Here is a 17941-nt window from a genome sequence, read left to right as displayed (position 1 = left end):
GCCCGTTGGGCAGATTTGGGAGAAGCCATCCCAAGGGCCACAAAAGTAGTGCGGCATCGGGTGGGCCCATAGTGCTGTTCTGGCCGGCCGCCAGCAATTAAAACCAAAAGGTATATTTTGGGCCCGCAAACAGGTGCTTGTTTCCCGTTTTTCAGTGTTTTTTGCTTTCAACGGTTTACGGTATTTTTTTGGTAGGCCCATGACAGGGTTCAAGGTCCAAGGTAAACCTCCATGTCACGTTTTTGAGGGTGTTCATCTGCCCAATATCGGGGCATGGTGTTGTGCAAGATCTTTAATGGACAATGGGCACCGGCTTTTTATCGAATGTAACGGGGCTTCATCCAACCAACATACCAACGGCATGCCCTAGGCAGTGTTTATACATCCCTTCATCTATTTTTTTTCTTTTCCCACGCTCGGACACCCATTTTTGTAGTCCAGCATTGAATGGACGTAAAGGTGCCTTCAAACCCTTGGAGGTGCCATTGAAACGTTTGGAAATGTCTATGACGCAGATTTTGGCCCGTTGGGCCAATTTGGAATCAAGGAAAAGAACATTGATAATACGGAATGATGGAAAAACTACTGTTGCTGCAAGAAATTTATTTGGAAGCTTTTAGAAACTGGAGAAACATAATTTTAGAGCGCTATTTTAAACTCTTTTCTTGGGTCTGTCTAGTGCTATGGCTGATCACGGTGTATGCTTTCGTTTTCCGATTGGCCACTGGCTTTTCCTTGGACAGTGTTTAGTAAGGGCGCATGGAAAGTGGGCAAGCAATCCCATATTGGCGTTACAATTTCTAAAGGGAACCTTTTGGTGGCCGAAAAACCTTACGGAACATCCCGTGCCAAGGGCGCACTGGAGCGCCTAGGCAAAAATGCCCAGAGGTTCAAAAGCCATGTGGGACTAGGGTTGCCCCGGCGCCAAATCGGTGCTTTTTAAGATGGCTTCCAGCTCAAACATATAATCCCGTTTCTCCGTGGCCGGGGCAAAGGTAAAACCTTCCACCACCACTTTTCGGTCATTGGGCCGGTCATTGATAATGTAGGTGAGAAAGGGCCCCGCCATGGGATAGCCAGACATTTCCCATATGCCACGGACCTCTGCGGCCTTGCGTCCGTTTATTTCCGCGGGAAAGACATAGGGGGAAAATGCCTTCTCCGTGATCATGTGGTTCTCCTTTCCGGGCACTTCCGTACCCGGTATGAATAGTTTCCCTATGGAGTCGCGCATTTTTATGATGTCCTGTACAAATGTGCTGTCATTGCTAAAGGTGTTCCAGGGCACGGAATAGGCAATGACGTTCATGTTGCCCTTTTGGATCTGCCTGTCGATCCACACAAAGTTGTCTTCCTGCCGGCCCACTTTGTAGATAGAGGGCATGTTCATGGAGATGCCCAAGGCCTCTTCCAGGGCTTTTTCCTTGTTCAAAGAGCGCAGGAAGCGCGTTTGCAATTGTTCCAGTTCCTGTTTTTTAAAGGCTTCGGTGAACTCGGCCGCCTTTTTCTTTACGTTGTCTATGATCTCCTCTTTGTTACGGCCTTTAATGACCCCTATCTTCTGGGGCTTGGAGTACATGTTCGTTTTGATATGGGCAATGTTCAGCGAGTCTTCCATCACATAGAGCACAGATCGGGAGTTTCTTATGGATCCCGAGAAGACCTGGTGGGGTATTTGGGTGATGCTAAAGAGTGCCTCATCAAAAGTGACGCCCAGAATGGGGGAGGCAAAGTTCTCCCTGATCGCATCGCCCACCTCTGTTTTCCAAAGCTCATTGTCTATGACAACGGTAAGGGCGTTCACAGCGCCCACGGATTCCGGCAGGTAGTCTTTTTCGCCCTCGTCCTTGCACCCCATGAATAAGAAAGGGACAAGGAAGAGCAGGGTTCTGAAAGTGTTCATTTTGGTATTTGGTTTACGATGGACAATCGCACAATTTCAATTTTGTGCCTGGTTTTAGATTGTTACCGCTAATACCGTTCCATTTTCGTAAATTTTCAATACTAATTCCAGGATATTTTCTGGAAATGGTCCAAAGGGAGTCGCCCCGTTGCACTTCGTGTACTTTGTTTCCGTGGTTTGCCACCGGGTTTTTGGGTGTTTGCCTTGGGGTTACGGAAGACGCCACGGGAGTGCGCTTGGGGTATATGGTAAGCCGCTGCCCTATGCGCAACTTATTGCTGCGCAGGCCGTTCCAGCTTTTCAGCTGGCTTACCCCAACACCGTAGCGTTGGGCGATCTTGCCAAGGAAGTCGCCACTGCGCACGCGGTAGCGAATTTGGTTTTGCTGCGCCTCTTTCACCAATGCTGGCAAGGGGCTCTGTTTTCCTTCGAGTTCTTTTTCCACTAGGGCGTACACTTGGTCCTCATGGGCCACAAATTTGCCCATTCCCGTCACGGGCAATCGCAGCACCTGTTTTTTGCCCTCCACATACGGGATCACGTCCAATTTATAGGAAGGGTTCAGCAGCTGTAGCTCTTCTTTGTCAATTCCCGTGAACTGGGCTATTTGGTCAAAGGTGATGATGTTCTTTACGTGGATGGTATCGGTCTCAAAATAGGCCACGTCCGCGCGCTTTCCTTTGAGGCCGTGCTCTTCCGCGTGCTCAAAAATATACATGATGGCCTGGAAGGCGGGCACGTAACCAGCGGTTTCCCTGGGAAGGTTTGCCCTAATGTCCCAATAGTTGCGCTGCCCACCCGAGCGCCTAATGGCCTTGTTCACATTTCCGGGCCCCGAATTGTAGGCGGCCAGGGCCAGGTCCCAATCATCATAGATGCGATAAAGGCGGTTCAGGTACTGGGACGCTGCCTTGGTGGATTTCATGGGGTCGCTGCGCTCGTCCACATAACTGTTGATCTCCAATTTCATCTCCTTGCCCGTGCCGTACATGAACTGCCACAGTCCGGTGGCGCCCACCCGGGAGCGGGCCTTTGGATTCAGTGCAGATTCCACAATGGCCAGATATTTCATCTCCAACGGAATGTTGTGCGCGTCCAGTTCCTGCTCAAACATAGGGAAATAGAACTGGCTCTTGGTGAGCATACGCTCCAAAAATCCCCGTTTGCGGGTCAGAAAGGAATTGATGACATTTTCCAAAGAGGGGTTGTAGGCCACATTGAAAGGGGTTCTTTTGTCCAGCCTTTGCAGGCGCTGTTTCAAGGTGTCCGTTGGCAGATTGTACGCATAGGGGGTCTCCGTGTCCAAATGGGCAATTTCCTCGTGTATTTCCTCAAAAAGCGGTGCGGAGTCAATGAGCTCCCGTATCCAAAGACTGTCATATTTGGCGGCCACCGGATGGTCCGTGAGCAAATAGGTGCTGTCTTCCAAAATACGGAACAGTGCCGCTTCCTGCTGGGCAGGGGCCGGGGCCTGTTCGGCGACCACGGGCAACAAGGTGTCCTTCAGGCGTTCCTTTACCAGATCGGAGGGCTTTTGTTGGGCCGTTGCCAATAGTGGAAAGGACAGAAGGGCCGCGAAGAGTGCGCGGCAAGGGGCAGTGTTTTTCATAAGGCGTCATTTAAGTAAACGGGGAACAAACGAAAATCGGACATTTTTCCAAGAGATTAAAATTAAAACTCTTAAAAAAATGCTTTTTCTTGTTGTGCCGTTTATCGATAACGCCTTTAAGCGTGCAATATTGCAGCGATTCCGGGAAGGGTTTTGCCTTCAAGGCTCTCCAGCATGGCCCCGCCTCCGGTGGAGACATAGCTCACCTTGTCCCCAAAGCCAAATTGCTTCACCGCGGCAACGGAATCGCCACCGCCAACCAGGGAAAAGGCGCCCTCTTTTGTGGCTGCCGCAACGTGGTTGCCCACCGCAATGGTTCCCTTGGAGAAGTTGTCCATTTCAAAGACGCCCACCGGGCCGTTCCAGAGGATGGTTCTGGAGCCCAAAATGACCTTTCCAAATTGTTCCAGCGTCCTTGGGCCGGCATCCAGGCCTTGCCAACCTTCCGGAATCTTGTCCACATCCACAATTTGGGTGTTGGCCTGGTTGTTGAAGTCGTCTGCCGCGACCACATCCACGGGAAGGTGCACCTGCACCCCTTTGTCCTTGGCCTTTTCCAAGATTTCCAGGGCCAGATCGGTCTTGTCTTCTTCGCAGATGGAACCGCCCACCTGGCCTCCCTGTGCCTTGATGAAGGTGTAGGTCATGCCCCCACCAATGATCAAGTGGTCCACCTTGTCCAGGATGTTCTCAATGATCGTGATCTTGGAGGAGACCTTGGCGCCGCCCAAGATGGCGAGCACCGGTTTTTGCCCGGTCTGCATCACCTTGTCTATGGCCTTGATCTCTTGGGCCAAGAGGTAGCCAAAACATTTGTGGTTCGGAAAGAACCGCGCCACGATGGTGGTGGAGGCGTGGGCCCTGTGGGCGGTGCCAAAGGCATCGTTTACATAGATGTCTCCCAAGCGGGACAGTTGCTCCGCGAACTCCTCACTGCCCTCGGTCTCGGCGCCGTGAAACCTCAGATTTTCCAGTAGCAGCACCTCGCCGTCCTTTAGGGACGCCACGGCATCGGTCGCGGCGGGCCCCACACAGTCCTCGGCAAACTTCACCTGCACCCCTATGATATCGGACACGGTCTCACAGATGTGCTTTAGGGAGAGGTCTGGATTTTTTTGGCCCTTGGGCCTGCCCAGGTGGCTCATCAACACGGCGCTTCCGCCATCTTCCAATACTTTTATGATGGTGGGTTTGGCCGCCACGATCCTGCTGGTGTCCGTAACCTCGAAATTCTCGTTCAAGGGCACGTTGAAGTCAACCCGTATCAGTGCTTTTTTATGTTGAAAGTTGTAATGCTCCACAGTTTTCATGTCCATTGTCTTTTGTTTTCAAGAAAGGCAAATGTAAAGATTAAATGGTTTTCAACTTTCATTGCAGATCATTAATGTGCCATTTTGGGCAAAAACCTGGGGCGCGCCCTGGCTGCCCCTATTTCCCCTGGCCGCTGGTGCCCGTTTTTGGGACGGTCTTTGCCCACCGGTGCCTCCAAGGGCCCTTTCCTTGGCAAATGGGCAGCTGGGCCACAAGGCCGCTGGGTTTGGAAGGGAATGCTGCAAAAACCGTTATCTTTGGGCCATGCTGTTCAAGGACATCTTGGGGCTATCCCACATCAAGAACCACCTTTGCTCCAGCGCCAACGCTGGCCGTGTGCCCCATGCACAATTATTTGTGGGGCCGGAGGGCTGTGGCCTCTTGCCCATGGCCATTGCCTACGCCCAATATGTCATTTGTGGCAACCTGGGGGGCGAGAACAACGGGGAGAACAGGGACTGTAACCTAAAATTCAATGCCCTGGGCCATCCGGACCTTCATTTTGCCTATCCGGTGGCCGCTTCGGGCAAGGTGTCCAAAAATCCCGTGAGCGACGATTACATAGCCGAATGGCGGCAGTTTGTCAAGGAACAGCCCTACGGCAACCTTTTTGATTGGTACCGGCTGTTGGACATAGAGAAGAAACAGGGCAAGATCGGCGTGCACGAGGCCAGGGAAGTGGTAAGAAAGCTCTCGCTCAAATCCTACGAAGGGGGCTATAAGGTGATGCTCATCTGGATGGCCGAAAAAATGAACCTGGAAGCCTCCAACAAACTGTTGAAGCTCATAGAGGAACCGCCACAGAAAACCTTGTTGCTCTTGCTTTGCCAGGATGAGGAACAGATCATACAGACCATTAGGAGCAGGTGCCAGGTACTGCACTTCCCGCCCTTGCCGGAAGAGGTCATTGTAAAGGGACTTGTAGATCAAGGGGCCACAAAGCAGGAAGCCGTGCGCACGGCGCAAGAGGCCAACGGCAACTACAACAAGGCACTGGACCTCCTTAACAATGATTCAGAGGACCTGGTCTTTGAGAAGTGGTTCATTCAGTGGGTTAGAAGCGCTTTCAGGGCAAAGGGCAACAAGACGGCCATACACGAGCTGATCTTGTGGAGCGATGAAGTGGCCAAGACCAACCGGGAGACCCAAAAAAAGTTTTTGCATTACTGCCTTATGGCCATGCGACAGGCGCTCATGCTCAATTACGGTGTGGACGAACTGGCCTATATGAAAATGCACACGGATGGCTTTGCGCTGGGGAAATTTGCGCCCTTTGTGCACGAGAACAACATCACCGACATTGTGCAGGAGCTGGAAACGGCCCTTTATCACGTAGAACGCAATGGCAATGCCAAGATCATCTTTACGGACCTCAGCATAAAATTAACCCGGTTGCTTCACAAAAAGGCAACCCAAACACCTTGAACTATGGAATACGTCTTGCAATATGCCACGGAACTGCTCTTACTGCTTTTTTTGGTCATTACCTTTCTCCAGAGCGGGCTGGACAAAGTGTTGGACTGGAAGGGAAATTTGGGCTGGCTCACCGGCCACTTTGAGAAAACGCCCTTAAAGGCCGTGGTGCCCTTGTTGTTGGGCACCATCACGGTGGTGGAGGTCGTTGCCGGCGTCTTGTCTGCCTTGGGCATGTACCAACTGCTGGCCTCCGGGGAGACCGATTTGGCGCTCTACGGCGCCGTACTGTCTTGCGTGGCCCTGATGATGTTGCTTTTTGGCCAGCGTATGGCCAAGGACTATGTGGGGGCCAAGACCATTGTGGTCTATTTTATGCCCGCCGTGTTTTTGGTCTATCTGTTGCAAGGGTAGGCCAAGTGCCAAAATAGGCCCCTTTTGGGATGGATTCGGAGTATTTTTTGTCATGAATTGCGTCACGGTCTGTAACAAATGGCCTAAATTGTGCACTCATTCCAATAAGAAAACCAAAGCATTGCTATGTTCAAAAGGTTGTTTGACCTCCAATGGAAATCTTTTTTCAGATCCGCTTCCTTCAAGACGGAGATTTGGATAAAAATTTTGATGGCCCTGGGGGCGCTCTATTTTATAGTCGTGTTTCTCGGTCTGGGTTTTGGCGTCTATTTTTTGATAGAGAAGGCAGAAATGGGAGACCCCCTGCGCGTGGTAAACCGCTATATGGTCTATTACCTGGCCCTTGACCTTGCCTTTAGGTACATGCTGCAAAAGATGCCGGTGACCAACATAAAGCCATTGCTCTATTTGCCCATGAAGAAACGGGAGGTGGTGCATTTTTCACTGCTCAAGACCGTGGTCTCCTTTTTCAATTGGACCCACGCCTTCTTTTTTATACCTTTCAGTATAGTGCTGCTTGCCCAAGGCTATGGCGCTGTGAACGTCATAGGCTGGCACTTGGGCTTTATGGCCTTGATCTATTGCAACAATTTCATTAACGTGCTGGCCAACAACCAGGACCGTGTGTTCTATGTTTTTGCCGGCGCGATTGTGCTACTGGGAATTTCCCAATATTACAATTGGTTCGATGTCACCGTTTATACCGCACCACTTTTTAACGCCCTGTACGATCTGCCCTGGACCGCGATCGTGCCCTGGGCCCTCTTGGCCGGTCTGTTCACGGCCTCCTTTCGCTACTTCAAGGCCAACATGTACTTGGATGGCGGCCTGGCCACCAAACAGGCCGAAGCCAGAACGGAGAACCTGGAGTGGTTGGACCGCTTTGGCAACTTGGGCACGTTTCTCAAGAACGACATAAAGCTCATTAAAAGGAACAAGCGCTCCCGGACGGCGGTGATCATGGGCTTCTTCTTCATTTTCTATGGACTGTTGTTTTTCACGGGGTCCATAGAGGCCTATGACGGTCCGTTCTGGCGCATTTTTGCGGGCATCTTTGTCACGGGCGGCTTTTTGTTCAGCTTTGGGCAGTATGTGCCCAGTTGGGACAGCAGCTACTATCCTCTGATGATGAGCCAGAACATTCGGTATCGCGAATATTTGTCCTCCAAATATTACCTGGTGATCATTGCCACCATCATAACCACCATCCTCTCTTCCTGGTACCTTTATTTTGGTTGGGAAGTGTACGCCGCCGTGCTGGTGGGCGCCATTTACAATATTGGCATCAATGCCTATATGGTGCTCTGGGGCGGGGCCTACGTAAAATCGCCCATAGACCTCACCAGCAACAAAAAGGCCTTTGGAGACAAGCAGGCCTTCAATGCCAAGACCCTTTTGCTCACCTTGCCCAAGTTGCTGTTGCCCATGGTGATCTATGCCTTGGGGCACTATCTCATAAACCCCACTGCGGGCTACCTCTTTGTTGCGGGCTTTGGGCTCTTGGGCTTTCTGTTCAAGAACAAGGTGTTTACCATGATAGAGAAGATTTATAAAAAGGAAAAGTACAAGACCCTGGCCGCCTACAGGCAAAAGGCGTAGGGCATGGGAGTGTCATGCCCCACGGATTTTAAATATAGATGCAAATGATAAAGATCAACCAACTCTCCAAAACCTACGGCAAGCAGACCGTGTTGAACATAGAGGCCTTGGAGATCCCCAAAGGACAGAGCTTTGGCCTTGTGGGCAACAACGGAGCGGGGAAGACCACCCTTTTTTCATTGCTGCTGGACCTTATACAGCCCACTACCGGACATATAGACAATAATGGAGTCCGTGTGGATGAGAGCGAGGCCTGGAAGCCCTTTACCTCGGCCTTCATAGACGAGACCTTTCTCATAGGGTACCTGACCCCCGAGGAGTATTTCTATTTCATAGGCGAACTGCGCGAGTGCAACCGTGCCGATGTGAACGCCCTCTTGGCGCAGTTCCAGGATTTCTTCCACGGCGAGATCTTGGGACAAAGGAAATACCTCAGGGACCTCTCCAAGGGAAACCAGAAAAAAGTGGGCATTGTGGCCAGTTTCATTGGCAACCCGGAAGTGGTGATCCTGGACGAGCCCTTTGCCAACCTGGATCCCACCACGCAGATCCGGTTAAAATCCATCATTAAGGAACTTGCGGCCCGCGAAGGGGTCACCGTATTGGTCTCCAGCCATGACCTCATGCACGTCACCGAGGTCTGCGAGCGCATTGTGGTGCTCAACAAGGGCGTCATTGTAAAGGACATCAAGACTTCCGCCGCGACCCTGAAGGAACTGGAGGCCTTCTTTTCCGGGACCGATACCGTTGAGGTTTCGCAATAAGACGTCATTCCAGACCGCTATCGGAGCTTTTTACCGGTTAACGGGGATTTTTCAAAAATGCGGGGTTTTCCGGGAAACCTTGATCTGGGTTTAAGCATGGCCACTGCCATGTGATCGGGCAAAAGCCAGCAGCGATCGGTATGGCCGGTTTTGTGGCCGTAATGTAATTTCCATTGCTTGATCTGGGTTTAACGCATCAACTGGTTGCCATCACTTTTCACCCAACAACAGCAGTGTATTTGCCCTACTTAGGTGTACGGTGTTCTTTTCCTTGTAGAAATCCAGTTCGGCAAAGATGAGCAGTGCCCTTAGGCTGTCGTTCTCCGCCCTGAGCAAAAACTCCTTGGGTGCCACCTCGCTAAGGTCGTTGTCCATTTTGGACAAAGCCGTCAATCTATTTTTTATGGGTATCCGTAAGGTGGCCTTCTTCGCATCTGTCTTGTGGAACAAGTCAACGCTCATATCCTTATGGTTATAGGTTATTTGGTAATCGCCTATGAACCGATCATTCTTCTTGTAATTGGTCCAGAACCGGAAGGGAACCATTTTTTGATAGTCCTCTATTGCATAGGATATGGGCAGATTGCTGCCATTGTAGTAATAAAAGTTGTTGGAGCTTAGGTCATTTTGGGCTCCATTTTCTACAACAAGTCCCAAGGAATCCAACACTTTTTCGGGGCTATACCAACCGCTTTCGCCTTTAGATCCGCTGGGGGTGCCGTTGGTGTAGAACCTGTTCAGGTTTAATCCGGTGACCTCATTGAGATCGGCAAGTGCTTCTCTTTCTTCCAGATAGTTCAGAATGGACTCCAGTTGGCCGTACTGTGCCTGGGTGGCCTTCTTTTCGTTGTCCAATACCGTTTGGTACACTTTTTTGAACTGGCCCAGCTGACTGCGCTGCGACACGCTGGCCGCGCCCCAAAACCCGAAAGAAGCAAGGAGGCACAGCACAAACAGGGAAGTGGGCAGTACAACGAGCTTTCTGCCTTTGTGGAAGAGCAGATAGAGGACAATTCCCAATATCCAACAGGCAATGGCCACCACAAAATAACGGTTTTCGGTAATGCCATAGTCAGATATCCTTCTAAATATGGCCACGAACAACAGGCCCACCAGCGGGAGCATCAAACGGTAGAACCAGGGGTGAAATTTGCTGATGGTCCATGAGTCCGACTGTTTTTGTACCGGATCGATCATCACTTGCACCAGAAAACCGAGCAGGGCCAAAGCAGTGACCAAGTAGGAGACCCAGCCTTGCGGAAGTTCCCATTGGAGGGCTATTTTGGCGGCATACGCGTACAGAATAAGCATATACAACATAATGAGCGGGATAAGGATGTACTTCACCAGCACCTCCAGGGCTTTCCTAAAGTGTATTTCGTTGTGTTGGTGCATATCCTTTGGAAAATCGGACAGATAGATCCAGGTGTTCACGATGCCCAGGCAAAAGAGGAATACTTGAAAGTAAAGGTCGCCATCGACCCGCACCCCAAACAGGGCATCAACGGCCGATAGGGCCAATATGAGCCCTAAATACAGGACGCCCGAAAAGAAACCGCTCCTTAGAACGGAAGTGACCAAAGCGTTCAGGTAGTTCCAATACGCCCTGTGGTTCCACTTCCCCACAAAAGGGGCGAAAAAAACAAAAAGGTGCCCCGCGATCAGAAACAGAAAAAAACGGGTGATGTATTCGGGCAATTCATCAAAAACGGAAATATCGGGAATATGCCAATAGAAGAGCACAAGCAGCAACAGCATCATTGGTTTTAGCCAAAGCCATTTTCTGGGATGTTTTTGTTGTTCCACAAAGAACTGCAGCCCTATGAGCCAACTTACCCCCAAAACAAGGGTCAGGATCATTTTCGCTTGGGCATCCTTGTCCTCTCCCAAGGTTCCCTCCACGCTCAAAATGGCATAAATGGTCCCAAGTACGGCCCATGCCAAGGACACCGGAAACCGTTGAAACGTACTGCTCGCTTTACCTGCTAGTTCGCTAAGGGAGGGAAAGGTCATTTCTTGTGTTTTTAGCCGTTGTGTACAAAGGTAGTGTACAAAACAAGCTTTTAAACCCCTGGATATTGGGATATTTCCCTGGGCTGTCCCTCGGCCTTGCGGCTTTTTTTTATGGCGATCCGCCATGGTCGCTCCGTTCAGCTTTTGGCCCCTGTCTGGAAACAAAGCCTTTTCGTATCTTTCAAATCCATTTTAAAACCGTTTTTATGATGAAATTGATTCCGCCCTTGACCCTAGTGATTTTTTGTTTTGTGTCGATGCTGAAGGTAGGCGCCCAGGAGGCCCATTTTTTATCGGATCCCACCCTTTCCCCGGATGCCACCACCATTATTTACGCCTATGATGGCGATTTGTGGAAAGTGGCCGCCACCGGAGGTACTGCCGTGCGCTTAACCGCCATGGACGGCGAGGAAAGCCTGCCCAGAATTTCCCCGGACGGCAAATGGCTGGCGTTCACGTCCACCCAATTCGGTAATAAAGATGTGTATGTGATGCCCTTGGATGGCGGCGCCATAAAACAGCTCACCTATCACGATGCCGCGGACGATGTGGATAGCTGGTCTTGGGATTCGCAAACGGTCTATTTTACCTCTTCCAGAAACAACCGCCACGCCGGGCATCAGGTGGCCAGGGACGGTGGCACACCAAGACCCCTGTTCTCGCACTACTTCAATACCACCCATAACATAGCCGTGCACCCTAAAACCAATGAAATTTTCTTTAACGAGAGTTGGGAAAGCAAGAGGTTTGCCCACCGTAAGCGGTACAAAGGCGCTTTTAACCCCAACATAAAATCCTATGACCCCACCACAAAGACCTACAGGGAACATACCAATTATGGGGGTAAGGATATGTGGGCCACTTTTGATCAAAATGGAAGCCTGTATTTTGTGTCCGATGAAAATACCGGAGAGTATAATCTCTTTGTTTTCAACAACGGGGCAAAAACGGCCCTCACCACTTTTGACACCTCCATTGGCAGGCCGCAAGTAAGTGCCAACGGAACGGCCGTGGTCTTTGAAAAGGATTACCAGCTTTACTTGTTTGATGTGGCCTCCAAGACAACCAAAAAAGTGGCGGTGCAAATGCCGATCAACAATACCTTGGAAAAAAACCAAGATTTTAAGGTGGCGGATAACATTACCCATTTTGATGTCTCGCCCGACGGCAAAAAAATGGCTTTTGTGTCGCGCGGGGTGCTTTTTGTGACCGATGTAAAAGGCAAATTCACCAAATCCGTGCCCACCAAAACGGGCGAGCGGGTGCTGGAGGTAAACTGGCTCAAAGACAACAAGACCTTGTTGTTCACCAGGACCCACAAGGGTTACAGCAATATTTTCACTATTTCCGCCAACGGCGATGGTCAGGAAAAACAGCACACCAACGAACTGCGCAACAATGTGAACATTCAACTGGATACAGCCTTAAGTAAAGCCGTTTACATCAGTGGCAGGGACGAACTTCGTCTGTTGAACCTGTCTTCCTTGAAGAGCGATGTTTTGGTGACCGATGAATTTTGGGCCCTATACGCCCCACAGCCCCAATTTTCTCCGGGCGGCACGCACATCACCTACAGTGCCTACCGGAATTTTGAATCGGACGTGTTCGTGCTGCGCCTATCGGATAAAAAAATATGGAATTTAAGTGAAACAGGGGTCAGCGAGCGGTCCCCGGTGTGGTCGCCAGACGGCAAACACCTATTTTTTGCGTCCAATTTGGTAAAACCCAGTTATCCCTACGGTTGGCGGGAAGCACAGATTTACAAAATGCCCTTGGACAAGTACGATGTACCCTACCGATCCGAAAAATTCGAGGCATTGTTCAAAGAAGACCCGGAAAAAGCAAAGGAAAAGGACAAGAAGAAAAAAAGCGCCAAAAAACCGGCGAGCATAAAAAAAGAGGAGATCCAGATCAACACCTCCAATATTATGGAACGTATTGATGCCATTGGCCCGTCTTTTGGGTTACAGCAAGAACCGGTTGCCATTGCCAAGGACGAGGCTACGCACCTATATTACCTGAGCAACCACGACAAAGGGGACACCAAACTCTGGAAAACCATCATTGCCCCTTTTGAGAAGAATAAAATAGAGAAAGTGAGCGATGAAGAAATAAACGGTTTTAACATCGTAAAATCCAAGGACACCTATTTTTTGTTGGCCGATAATGCCATACACACCTTGGATATTGAGAAAAATAAAGTGGAAAAAATCGATATGGACCACACCTTCCGAAAAAGTTTGGCCGAAGAGTTCAACCAGATGTTTATGGAGGCTTGGGCCGGTTTTGAGGAGAATTTTTACGATGGCGGTTTTCACGGGGAAGATTGGACGGCACTAAAGGAAAAATACGGGCAGTACTTGCCCTATTTGACCAACCGTGCCCAATTGCGTTCCCTTTTTAATGATATGTTGGGCGAACTGAACACCTCCCATTTCGGATTCAATTCCAGCGGCAAGGAAGAAAGCGAGTTTTACGAATCCAGGACAAACGCCATTGGAGTGTGGTTTTCCAATGAAAATCCTTTTGAGGTGGAGCGCATCATCACCAACGGCCCAATGGATGTTGCCGGCAAAGACCTTAAAAAAGGCGATGTTTTGGTGGCCGTGAACGGAAAGCGCGTAAATGCGAACACCAACCGTGAATCCTATTTTGTGGAAGCATCCAGGGACAAAGAGCTGCCATTGGTGTTCGATCGGGGTGGCAAGGAGATCAAGGTGATGGTAAGGCCCATTTCCAGCGGCGCACAGCGTACCTTGCTGTACGATGAATGGGTAAAGAACAATCAGGCCTATGTGGATGCAAAAAGCGATAAAAAAGTGGCCTATGTACACATGAAGAACATGACGGGCGGACAATTGGAAAACTTTAAACGGGAAATGGTGTCCGAAGCCAATCAAAGAGAAGCCCTTATTCTGGACTTAAGGTACAATACCGGCGGTAACGTGCACGATGAGGTGTTGCAATTTTTATCGCAAAAACCCTATTTAAACTGGAAATACAGAGACGGTGCGCTGTCTCCACAACCCAATTTTGCCCCTGCCGCAAAACCTATCATCTTATTGATCAACGAGCAATCCCTGAGCGATGCCGAAATGACGGCCGCGGGGTTCAAAGCACTGCAATTGGGCAAGATCATTGGGGTGGAAACCTACCGTTGGATCGTGTTTACCTCCTCCAAACGCTTGGTGGACGGTTCCTCCTATCGGTTACCTTCTTGGGGCTGTTACACCTTGGAAGGGGCCAATTTGGAAAAAACGGGCGTGGCACCCGACATTGAGGTGCCAGAAACATTTGAAGATAGGTTAACAGGCAACCAACCGCAACTGGACAAGGCCTTGGAAATTATTTCTGAAGCACTGGAAAAATAAGGTGTAGGCGTGCCATTGGTGCAAGGTGCGCTCAAAGGTTGCTTGGCGGTTGTACGCAGAAAGACCATAAAGCTCCTTTACAGGACCGCGGTCCTGGAACTTTACATTGTTTCAACAAGGTGCCGTTGTTCCCGGTCAGGGCATCAAGTGCCGTAAACCCCATTGACCAACACTAAATAAAACAATACCATGACCACCAAAACGGCACCAATGATGTAAAGTCCAATGGAACGTCTTTTGGGTTTCCTGTCCTGCCTATCCTTGTCTTGCTGTCCCATATTCTCCTATTTTGCCTCAAACTAAAAAAATAGGGGGACAAGGATTATCGTTCTCACATCAAATAGTAACGTTAAACCCAAATCATGTATTGGGGCTGTTAGGGCATTTCCAAGGTCTGTTTTGGGTTTAACCTTTACGTCCCACGTATTCAGGCGACGGCGGCCATCTGTTGACTCAATTTGCCGGAAGCAGCAGATTTCCTTCTCCCTGTGGTTTGTGCTTTGTGCCTTGCAAGGACGTTTCAAGACACCAATACTTTGATTTTCCTTTAGTTTAAAGACCACCGTCATCGCGAGGAGCCATTTCTAGGTTGAAGGTTTGGCCATCAGGTTTCAGCGACGCGGCCATCTGTTGAATCAATGCTCGGGAAGTTGGCGCTTTGGGCCTTGCAACAAGGGTTCACAAGGCCCACGTTTTGAACTAGAACCCAAAGGCATTTCCGACCCTCCGGTCGGTTTACATAAAAGGGGCCGGCCCCTGCCAGGGCGGCATATCGGACAAAGGGCAAAGCCACATCGGCAAGCTGCAATGTTTTGGGCTGTTTTTGGCCATGTTCATTCCGTACAGACCGCCGGGTCGGTAAAACTGGGGCAAAAACTGCCGGCCATTGCCTTTTTTGGGGCAAAAAGAATTGTACCTTTTGTCGATGAACCGTATAATAATCCCGTTCTTTTTAAGTTAACCATATACCCACTCAAGACAATTTTGAAACAAAGGACCATATATTCCATTGCCGTGTTTTTGGGCCTCATGGCCATTGGCGGCTGTTCCACCAAAAAGGACACCTTGGTGAGCCGCAACTGGCACGCCCTTAACTCCAAGTACAATACCCTGTACAATGGGAACATGGCCTTTGAGGAAGGCAGGCAGACCCTGAACGATTCCTACCAGGACGATTACTTTGAACTCCTGCCCATAGAGCGCCTTAGCGTTTCCGGCGAAGTGAAACTGGATTCCGAGGACAACAACCCCAATTTTATAAGGGCAGAGGAAAAAGCCACCAAGGCCATACAAAAGCACAGCATGGACATTGCCGATGTGGAACGCAACCCACAGACCGATGAGGCCTTCCTGCTCCTGGGCAAGGCCCGCTATTTTGATGAGCGCTACATTCCCGCCCTGGAGGCCTTCAATTATGTGCTCAAGAAATACGAGAGCAGTGACAAGCTCAACGAGGCCGCCATTTGGAGGGAAAAGGTGAACATTAGGTTGGAGAACGAGGAGCTGGCCATTAAGAACCTAAAGCGCCTTTTGAAGTACGAGAGGCTCAAGGACCAGGAATATGCAGATGCCCGGGCCATGTTGGCCCAGGCCTACATAAACCTGAACGTTCCGGACACGGCCCTGCAACACCTAAAGGCCGCCTCCTACTACAGCCAGAGCAACCCCGAAAAAGGGCGCTATTACTATATCATAGGACAGCTCTACAACCAATTGGGGCACAAGGACAGTGCCAACTACGCCTTTGACAAGGTCATTGCACTGAACCGCCGATCGCCCCGGGTGTACATGATTAATGCCGAGCTACAGAAAATCCGGAACCTGGACATTGTCCCCGAGAACAGGGAAGAGGTGCTGCTGCAGCTCACCGATCTGGAAGAGAACCGGGAAAACCGTCCTTTTCTGGACAAGATATACCGGCAGATCGCCGAATTTCACTTGGAACAGGAATCGGACAGTTTGGCCGTTGCCTATTTCAACAAATCCCTTAGGGCCACCCAGAACGAGCCCAAACTCAATGCCATGAACTACACCGACCTGGCAGAATATAATTTTGACCGCAACGAATACCGCCGTGCAGGGGCCTATTACGACAGTGTGCTGCCCAATCTCAAAGAGAACAGCAGAACGTACCGCAACATCAAGAAAAAACTGGACAACCTGGAAGACGTCATAAAATATGAGGACATTGTGCAGTACACGGACAGCGTCATTACCATTTATGAAATGCCCGTGGATGACCAGATCGCTTATTTTGAAGGCTACATCGAAGAACTAAGGGCCGCCGAGGAAGCCGCCCAAAGGAAGGAGCGGGAAAAGATCACCGAGGGCTTCAGTTCCTTTCTGAACAGTAAGGGGGGCAAGGAGAACAAGGGAAAATTCTATTTCTACAACATCACCAGTTTGGGCTATGGCCAAAATGAGTTCAAGAACCGCTGGGGCAACCGGGAACTGGCAGATGATTGGAGATGGAGCAACAAGACCGTGGCACGCCCGGACCAGGATGCCGGTCAGGATCTGGCCGGCGGGCCCGCACAGGATGCCGCCGCGGCCCCCCAGGAAGAAAAGTTCTCCTTGGATTATTATATGGACGCCCTGCCCCAAGATGTGGCCGTGGTGGACAGCCTCCGGGCCGAACGCAATTTTGCCAATTACCAACTGGGGCTCATTTACAAGGAGAAGTTCAAGGAAAATGGCTTGGCCGCCAGCAAGTTGGAGACCGTGCTGAGGTCTGCCCCGGAAGAAAGGCTGGTGTTGCCTAGCAAGTACAACCTCTACAAGATCTACGAGGAAGAAGGCAGCCCCCTGGCCACGGAGGTGAAACAAGACATCATTGCCAACCACCCCGACTCCCGTTATGCAGAGATCTTGCTAAATCCCCAGGCGGCCCTTACGGCAGACTCGGACAGTCCGCAGCAGCGTTATGGCAACCTGCTCAAAAAATTCCGGGCCCAGGCCTTTTTGGAGGTGATCACCCAGGCAGAAGTGTACATAAACCGCTTTACGGGAGACCCCATTGTGCCCAAGTTTGAAATGCTCAAGGCCAATGCCATAGGCCGCTTGAACGGTTTTGAGCCCTTCAGGGAAGCGCTTAACTACGTGGCCCTGACCTATCCCAACCGGCCCGAGGGGAAGAAGGCCGAACAAATGGTGGCCGAGCAGTTGCCCAAATTGGAGCCCAAGGAGTTTACCCCGGAGACCGGAACAACGGGCACCGCGAACTGGAAAGTGGTCTTCCCCTTTAAACGAAGCAACAACGCACGTGCCACGGCCCTGGTACAAGAGCTCCAAAAGGCCATAGGGGACCTTAACTACCGCAACATCGTTTCAAAGGACATCTATGACCTGGAGCAACAATTTGTGGTGGTGCACGGTTTCAAATCCAAGGATTTTGCCCTGGGCTTTGCGGAGCTCATAAAAAACAACAAGGACTACCGGATCGCCGATAGGAATTTTGTAATTTTATCGGACAACTATAAAATTGTACAAGTACACAAAAACCTACCCGATTATTTAAGTACGATCGTAACCCCAAAACCATGAA

Annotated in this window: 12 protein-coding genes; 7 read left to right on the top strand and 5 right to left on the bottom strand. The window is 50.3% G+C overall.

From position 1 onward, the window contains the following. The first annotated feature begins 573 nt into the window (after positions 1-573). Complete coding sequence (locus ACKWCC_RS01810) at positions 574-750, top strand: DUF6747 family protein (protein ID WP_413994184.1); 177 nt, start codon at positions 574-576, stop codon at positions 748-750. A 157-nt stretch (positions 751-907) separates the two neighbouring features. Here ACKWCC_RS01810 and ACKWCC_RS01805 read toward each other — a convergent pair whose 3' ends face one another. The 3 genes from ACKWCC_RS01805 to ACKWCC_RS01795 all read right to left on the bottom strand — a co-directional run bounded on the left by ACKWCC_RS01805 (position 908) and on the right by ACKWCC_RS01795 (position 4822). Next, complete coding sequence (locus ACKWCC_RS01805; protein ID WP_413994183.1) at positions 908-1903, bottom strand: DUF4837 family protein; 996 nt, start codon at positions 1901-1903, stop codon at positions 908-910. 13 nt (positions 1904-1916) lie between these two features. Beyond that, complete coding sequence (locus tag ACKWCC_RS01800) at positions 1917-3512, bottom strand: LysM peptidoglycan-binding domain-containing protein (RefSeq protein ID WP_413994182.1); 1596 nt, start codon at positions 3510-3512, stop codon at positions 1917-1919. Between the two features lie 116 nt (positions 3513-3628). Continuing rightward, positions 3629-4822, bottom strand: a complete 1194-nt coding sequence (locus ACKWCC_RS01795; RefSeq protein WP_413994372.1) for a phosphoglycerate kinase — start codon at positions 4820-4822, stop codon at positions 3629-3631. A 265-nt stretch (positions 4823-5087) separates the two neighbouring features. On the opposite strand from ACKWCC_RS01795, the gene ACKWCC_RS01790 reads away from it, so the two are divergent. The 4 genes from ACKWCC_RS01790 (at position 5088) to ACKWCC_RS01775 (ending at position 9013) form a co-directional block, all read left to right on the top strand. Next, positions 5088-6248 carry a DNA polymerase III subunit gene (locus tag ACKWCC_RS01790; RefSeq protein WP_413994371.1) on the top strand — a complete coding sequence of 387 codons (1161 nt, stop codon included), beginning with the start codon at positions 5088-5090 and terminating at the stop codon, positions 6246-6248. A gap of 3 nt (positions 6249-6251) precedes the next feature. After that, entirely contained in the window at positions 6252-6650 is a 399-nt protein-coding gene (locus ACKWCC_RS01785) for a DoxX family protein (RefSeq protein ID WP_413994181.1), read from the top strand. A gap of 126 nt (positions 6651-6776) precedes the next feature. After that, positions 6777-8249 (top strand): DUF5687 family protein, encoded by a 1473-nt coding sequence (locus ACKWCC_RS01780; RefSeq protein WP_413994180.1) that lies wholly within the window; start codon positions 6777-6779, stop codon positions 8247-8249. A 44-nt stretch (positions 8250-8293) separates the two neighbouring features. Beyond that, on the top strand, positions 8294-9013 hold the full coding sequence (locus ACKWCC_RS01775; protein WP_413994179.1) for an ABC transporter ATP-binding protein: 720 nt from the start codon (positions 8294-8296) through the stop codon (positions 9011-9013). Positions 9014-9223: 210 nt separating this feature from the next. Here ACKWCC_RS01775 and ACKWCC_RS01770 read toward each other — a convergent pair whose 3' ends face one another. Continuing rightward, positions 9224-11026 carry a DUF4153 domain-containing protein gene (locus tag ACKWCC_RS01770; protein ID WP_413994178.1) on the bottom strand — a complete coding sequence of 601 codons (1803 nt, stop codon included), beginning with the start codon at positions 11024-11026 and terminating at the stop codon, positions 9224-9226. A gap of 206 nt (positions 11027-11232) precedes the next feature. Here ACKWCC_RS01770 and ACKWCC_RS01765 point away from each other — a divergent pair, with 206 nt between their 5' ends. Then, the gene (locus tag ACKWCC_RS01765) at positions 11233-14397 is read left to right on the top strand and encodes a S41 family peptidase (RefSeq protein WP_413994177.1); all 3165 of its coding nucleotides are present in this window, start codon (positions 11233-11235) and stop codon (positions 14395-14397) included. Between the two features lie 143 nt (positions 14398-14540). Here the strand turns inward: ACKWCC_RS01765 and ACKWCC_RS01760 are convergent, their stop codons facing one another. Next, positions 14541-14675, bottom strand: a complete 135-nt coding sequence (locus ACKWCC_RS01760; RefSeq protein ID WP_413994176.1) for a hypothetical protein — start codon at positions 14673-14675, stop codon at positions 14541-14543. A 706-nt stretch (positions 14676-15381) separates the two neighbouring features. Between ACKWCC_RS01760 and porW the strand changes: the two genes are divergently transcribed. Then, a complete protein-coding gene (gene porW, locus ACKWCC_RS01755) occupies positions 15382-17940 on the top strand; it encodes a type IX secretion system periplasmic lipoprotein PorW/SprE (protein ID WP_462042102.1) in 2559 nt (852 codons plus the stop codon). Position 17941 lies beyond the last annotated feature (1 nt).

Origin of the sequence: Maribacter aquimarinus, assembly GCF_047345505.1 — a bacterium.
Lineage (GTDB): Bacteria > Bacteroidota > Bacteroidia > Flavobacteriales > Flavobacteriaceae > Maribacter.
The sequence above is the reverse complement of the archived record's forward strand: the minus strand, read 5'-3'. Positions and strand labels throughout refer to the sequence as shown.

Excerpts from the sequence above, each read along its gene's own strand:
- ACKWCC_RS01775 (WP_413994179.1), top strand. The coding sequence starts at position 8,294 with ATGATAAAGATCAACCAACTCTCCAAAACCTACGGCAAGCAGACCGTG.
- ACKWCC_RS01760 (WP_413994176.1), bottom strand. The coding sequence starts at position 14,675 with ATGGGACAGCAAGACAAGGATAGGCAGGACAGGAAACCCAAAAGACGT.
- ACKWCC_RS01790 (WP_413994371.1), top strand. The coding sequence starts at position 5,088 with ATGCTGTTCAAGGACATCTTGGGGCTATCCCACATCAAGAACCACCTT.
- ACKWCC_RS01785 (WP_413994181.1), top strand. The coding sequence starts at position 6,252 with ATGGAATACGTCTTGCAATATGCCACGGAACTGCTCTTACTGCTTTTT.
- ACKWCC_RS01810 (WP_413994184.1), top strand. The coding sequence starts at position 574 with ATGGAAAAACTACTGTTGCTGCAAGAAATTTATTTGGAAGCTTTTAGA.
- ACKWCC_RS01780 (WP_413994180.1), top strand. The coding sequence starts at position 6,777 with ATGTTCAAAAGGTTGTTTGACCTCCAATGGAAATCTTTTTTCAGATCC.
- ACKWCC_RS01765 (WP_413994177.1), top strand. The coding sequence starts at position 11,233 with ATGATGAAATTGATTCCGCCCTTGACCCTAGTGATTTTTTGTTTTGTG.
- ACKWCC_RS01805 (WP_413994183.1), bottom strand. The coding sequence starts at position 1,903 with ATGAACACTTTCAGAACCCTGCTCTTCCTTGTCCCTTTCTTATTCATG.
- ACKWCC_RS01800 (WP_413994182.1), bottom strand. The coding sequence starts at position 3,512 with ATGAAAAACACTGCCCCTTGCCGCGCACTCTTCGCGGCCCTTCTGTCC.
- ACKWCC_RS01795 (WP_413994372.1), bottom strand. The coding sequence starts at position 4,822 with ATGAAAACTGTGGAGCATTACAACTTTCAACATAAAAAAGCACTGATA.
- ACKWCC_RS01770 (WP_413994178.1), bottom strand. The coding sequence starts at position 11,026 with ATGACCTTTCCCTCCCTTAGCGAACTAGCAGGTAAAGCGAGCAGTACG.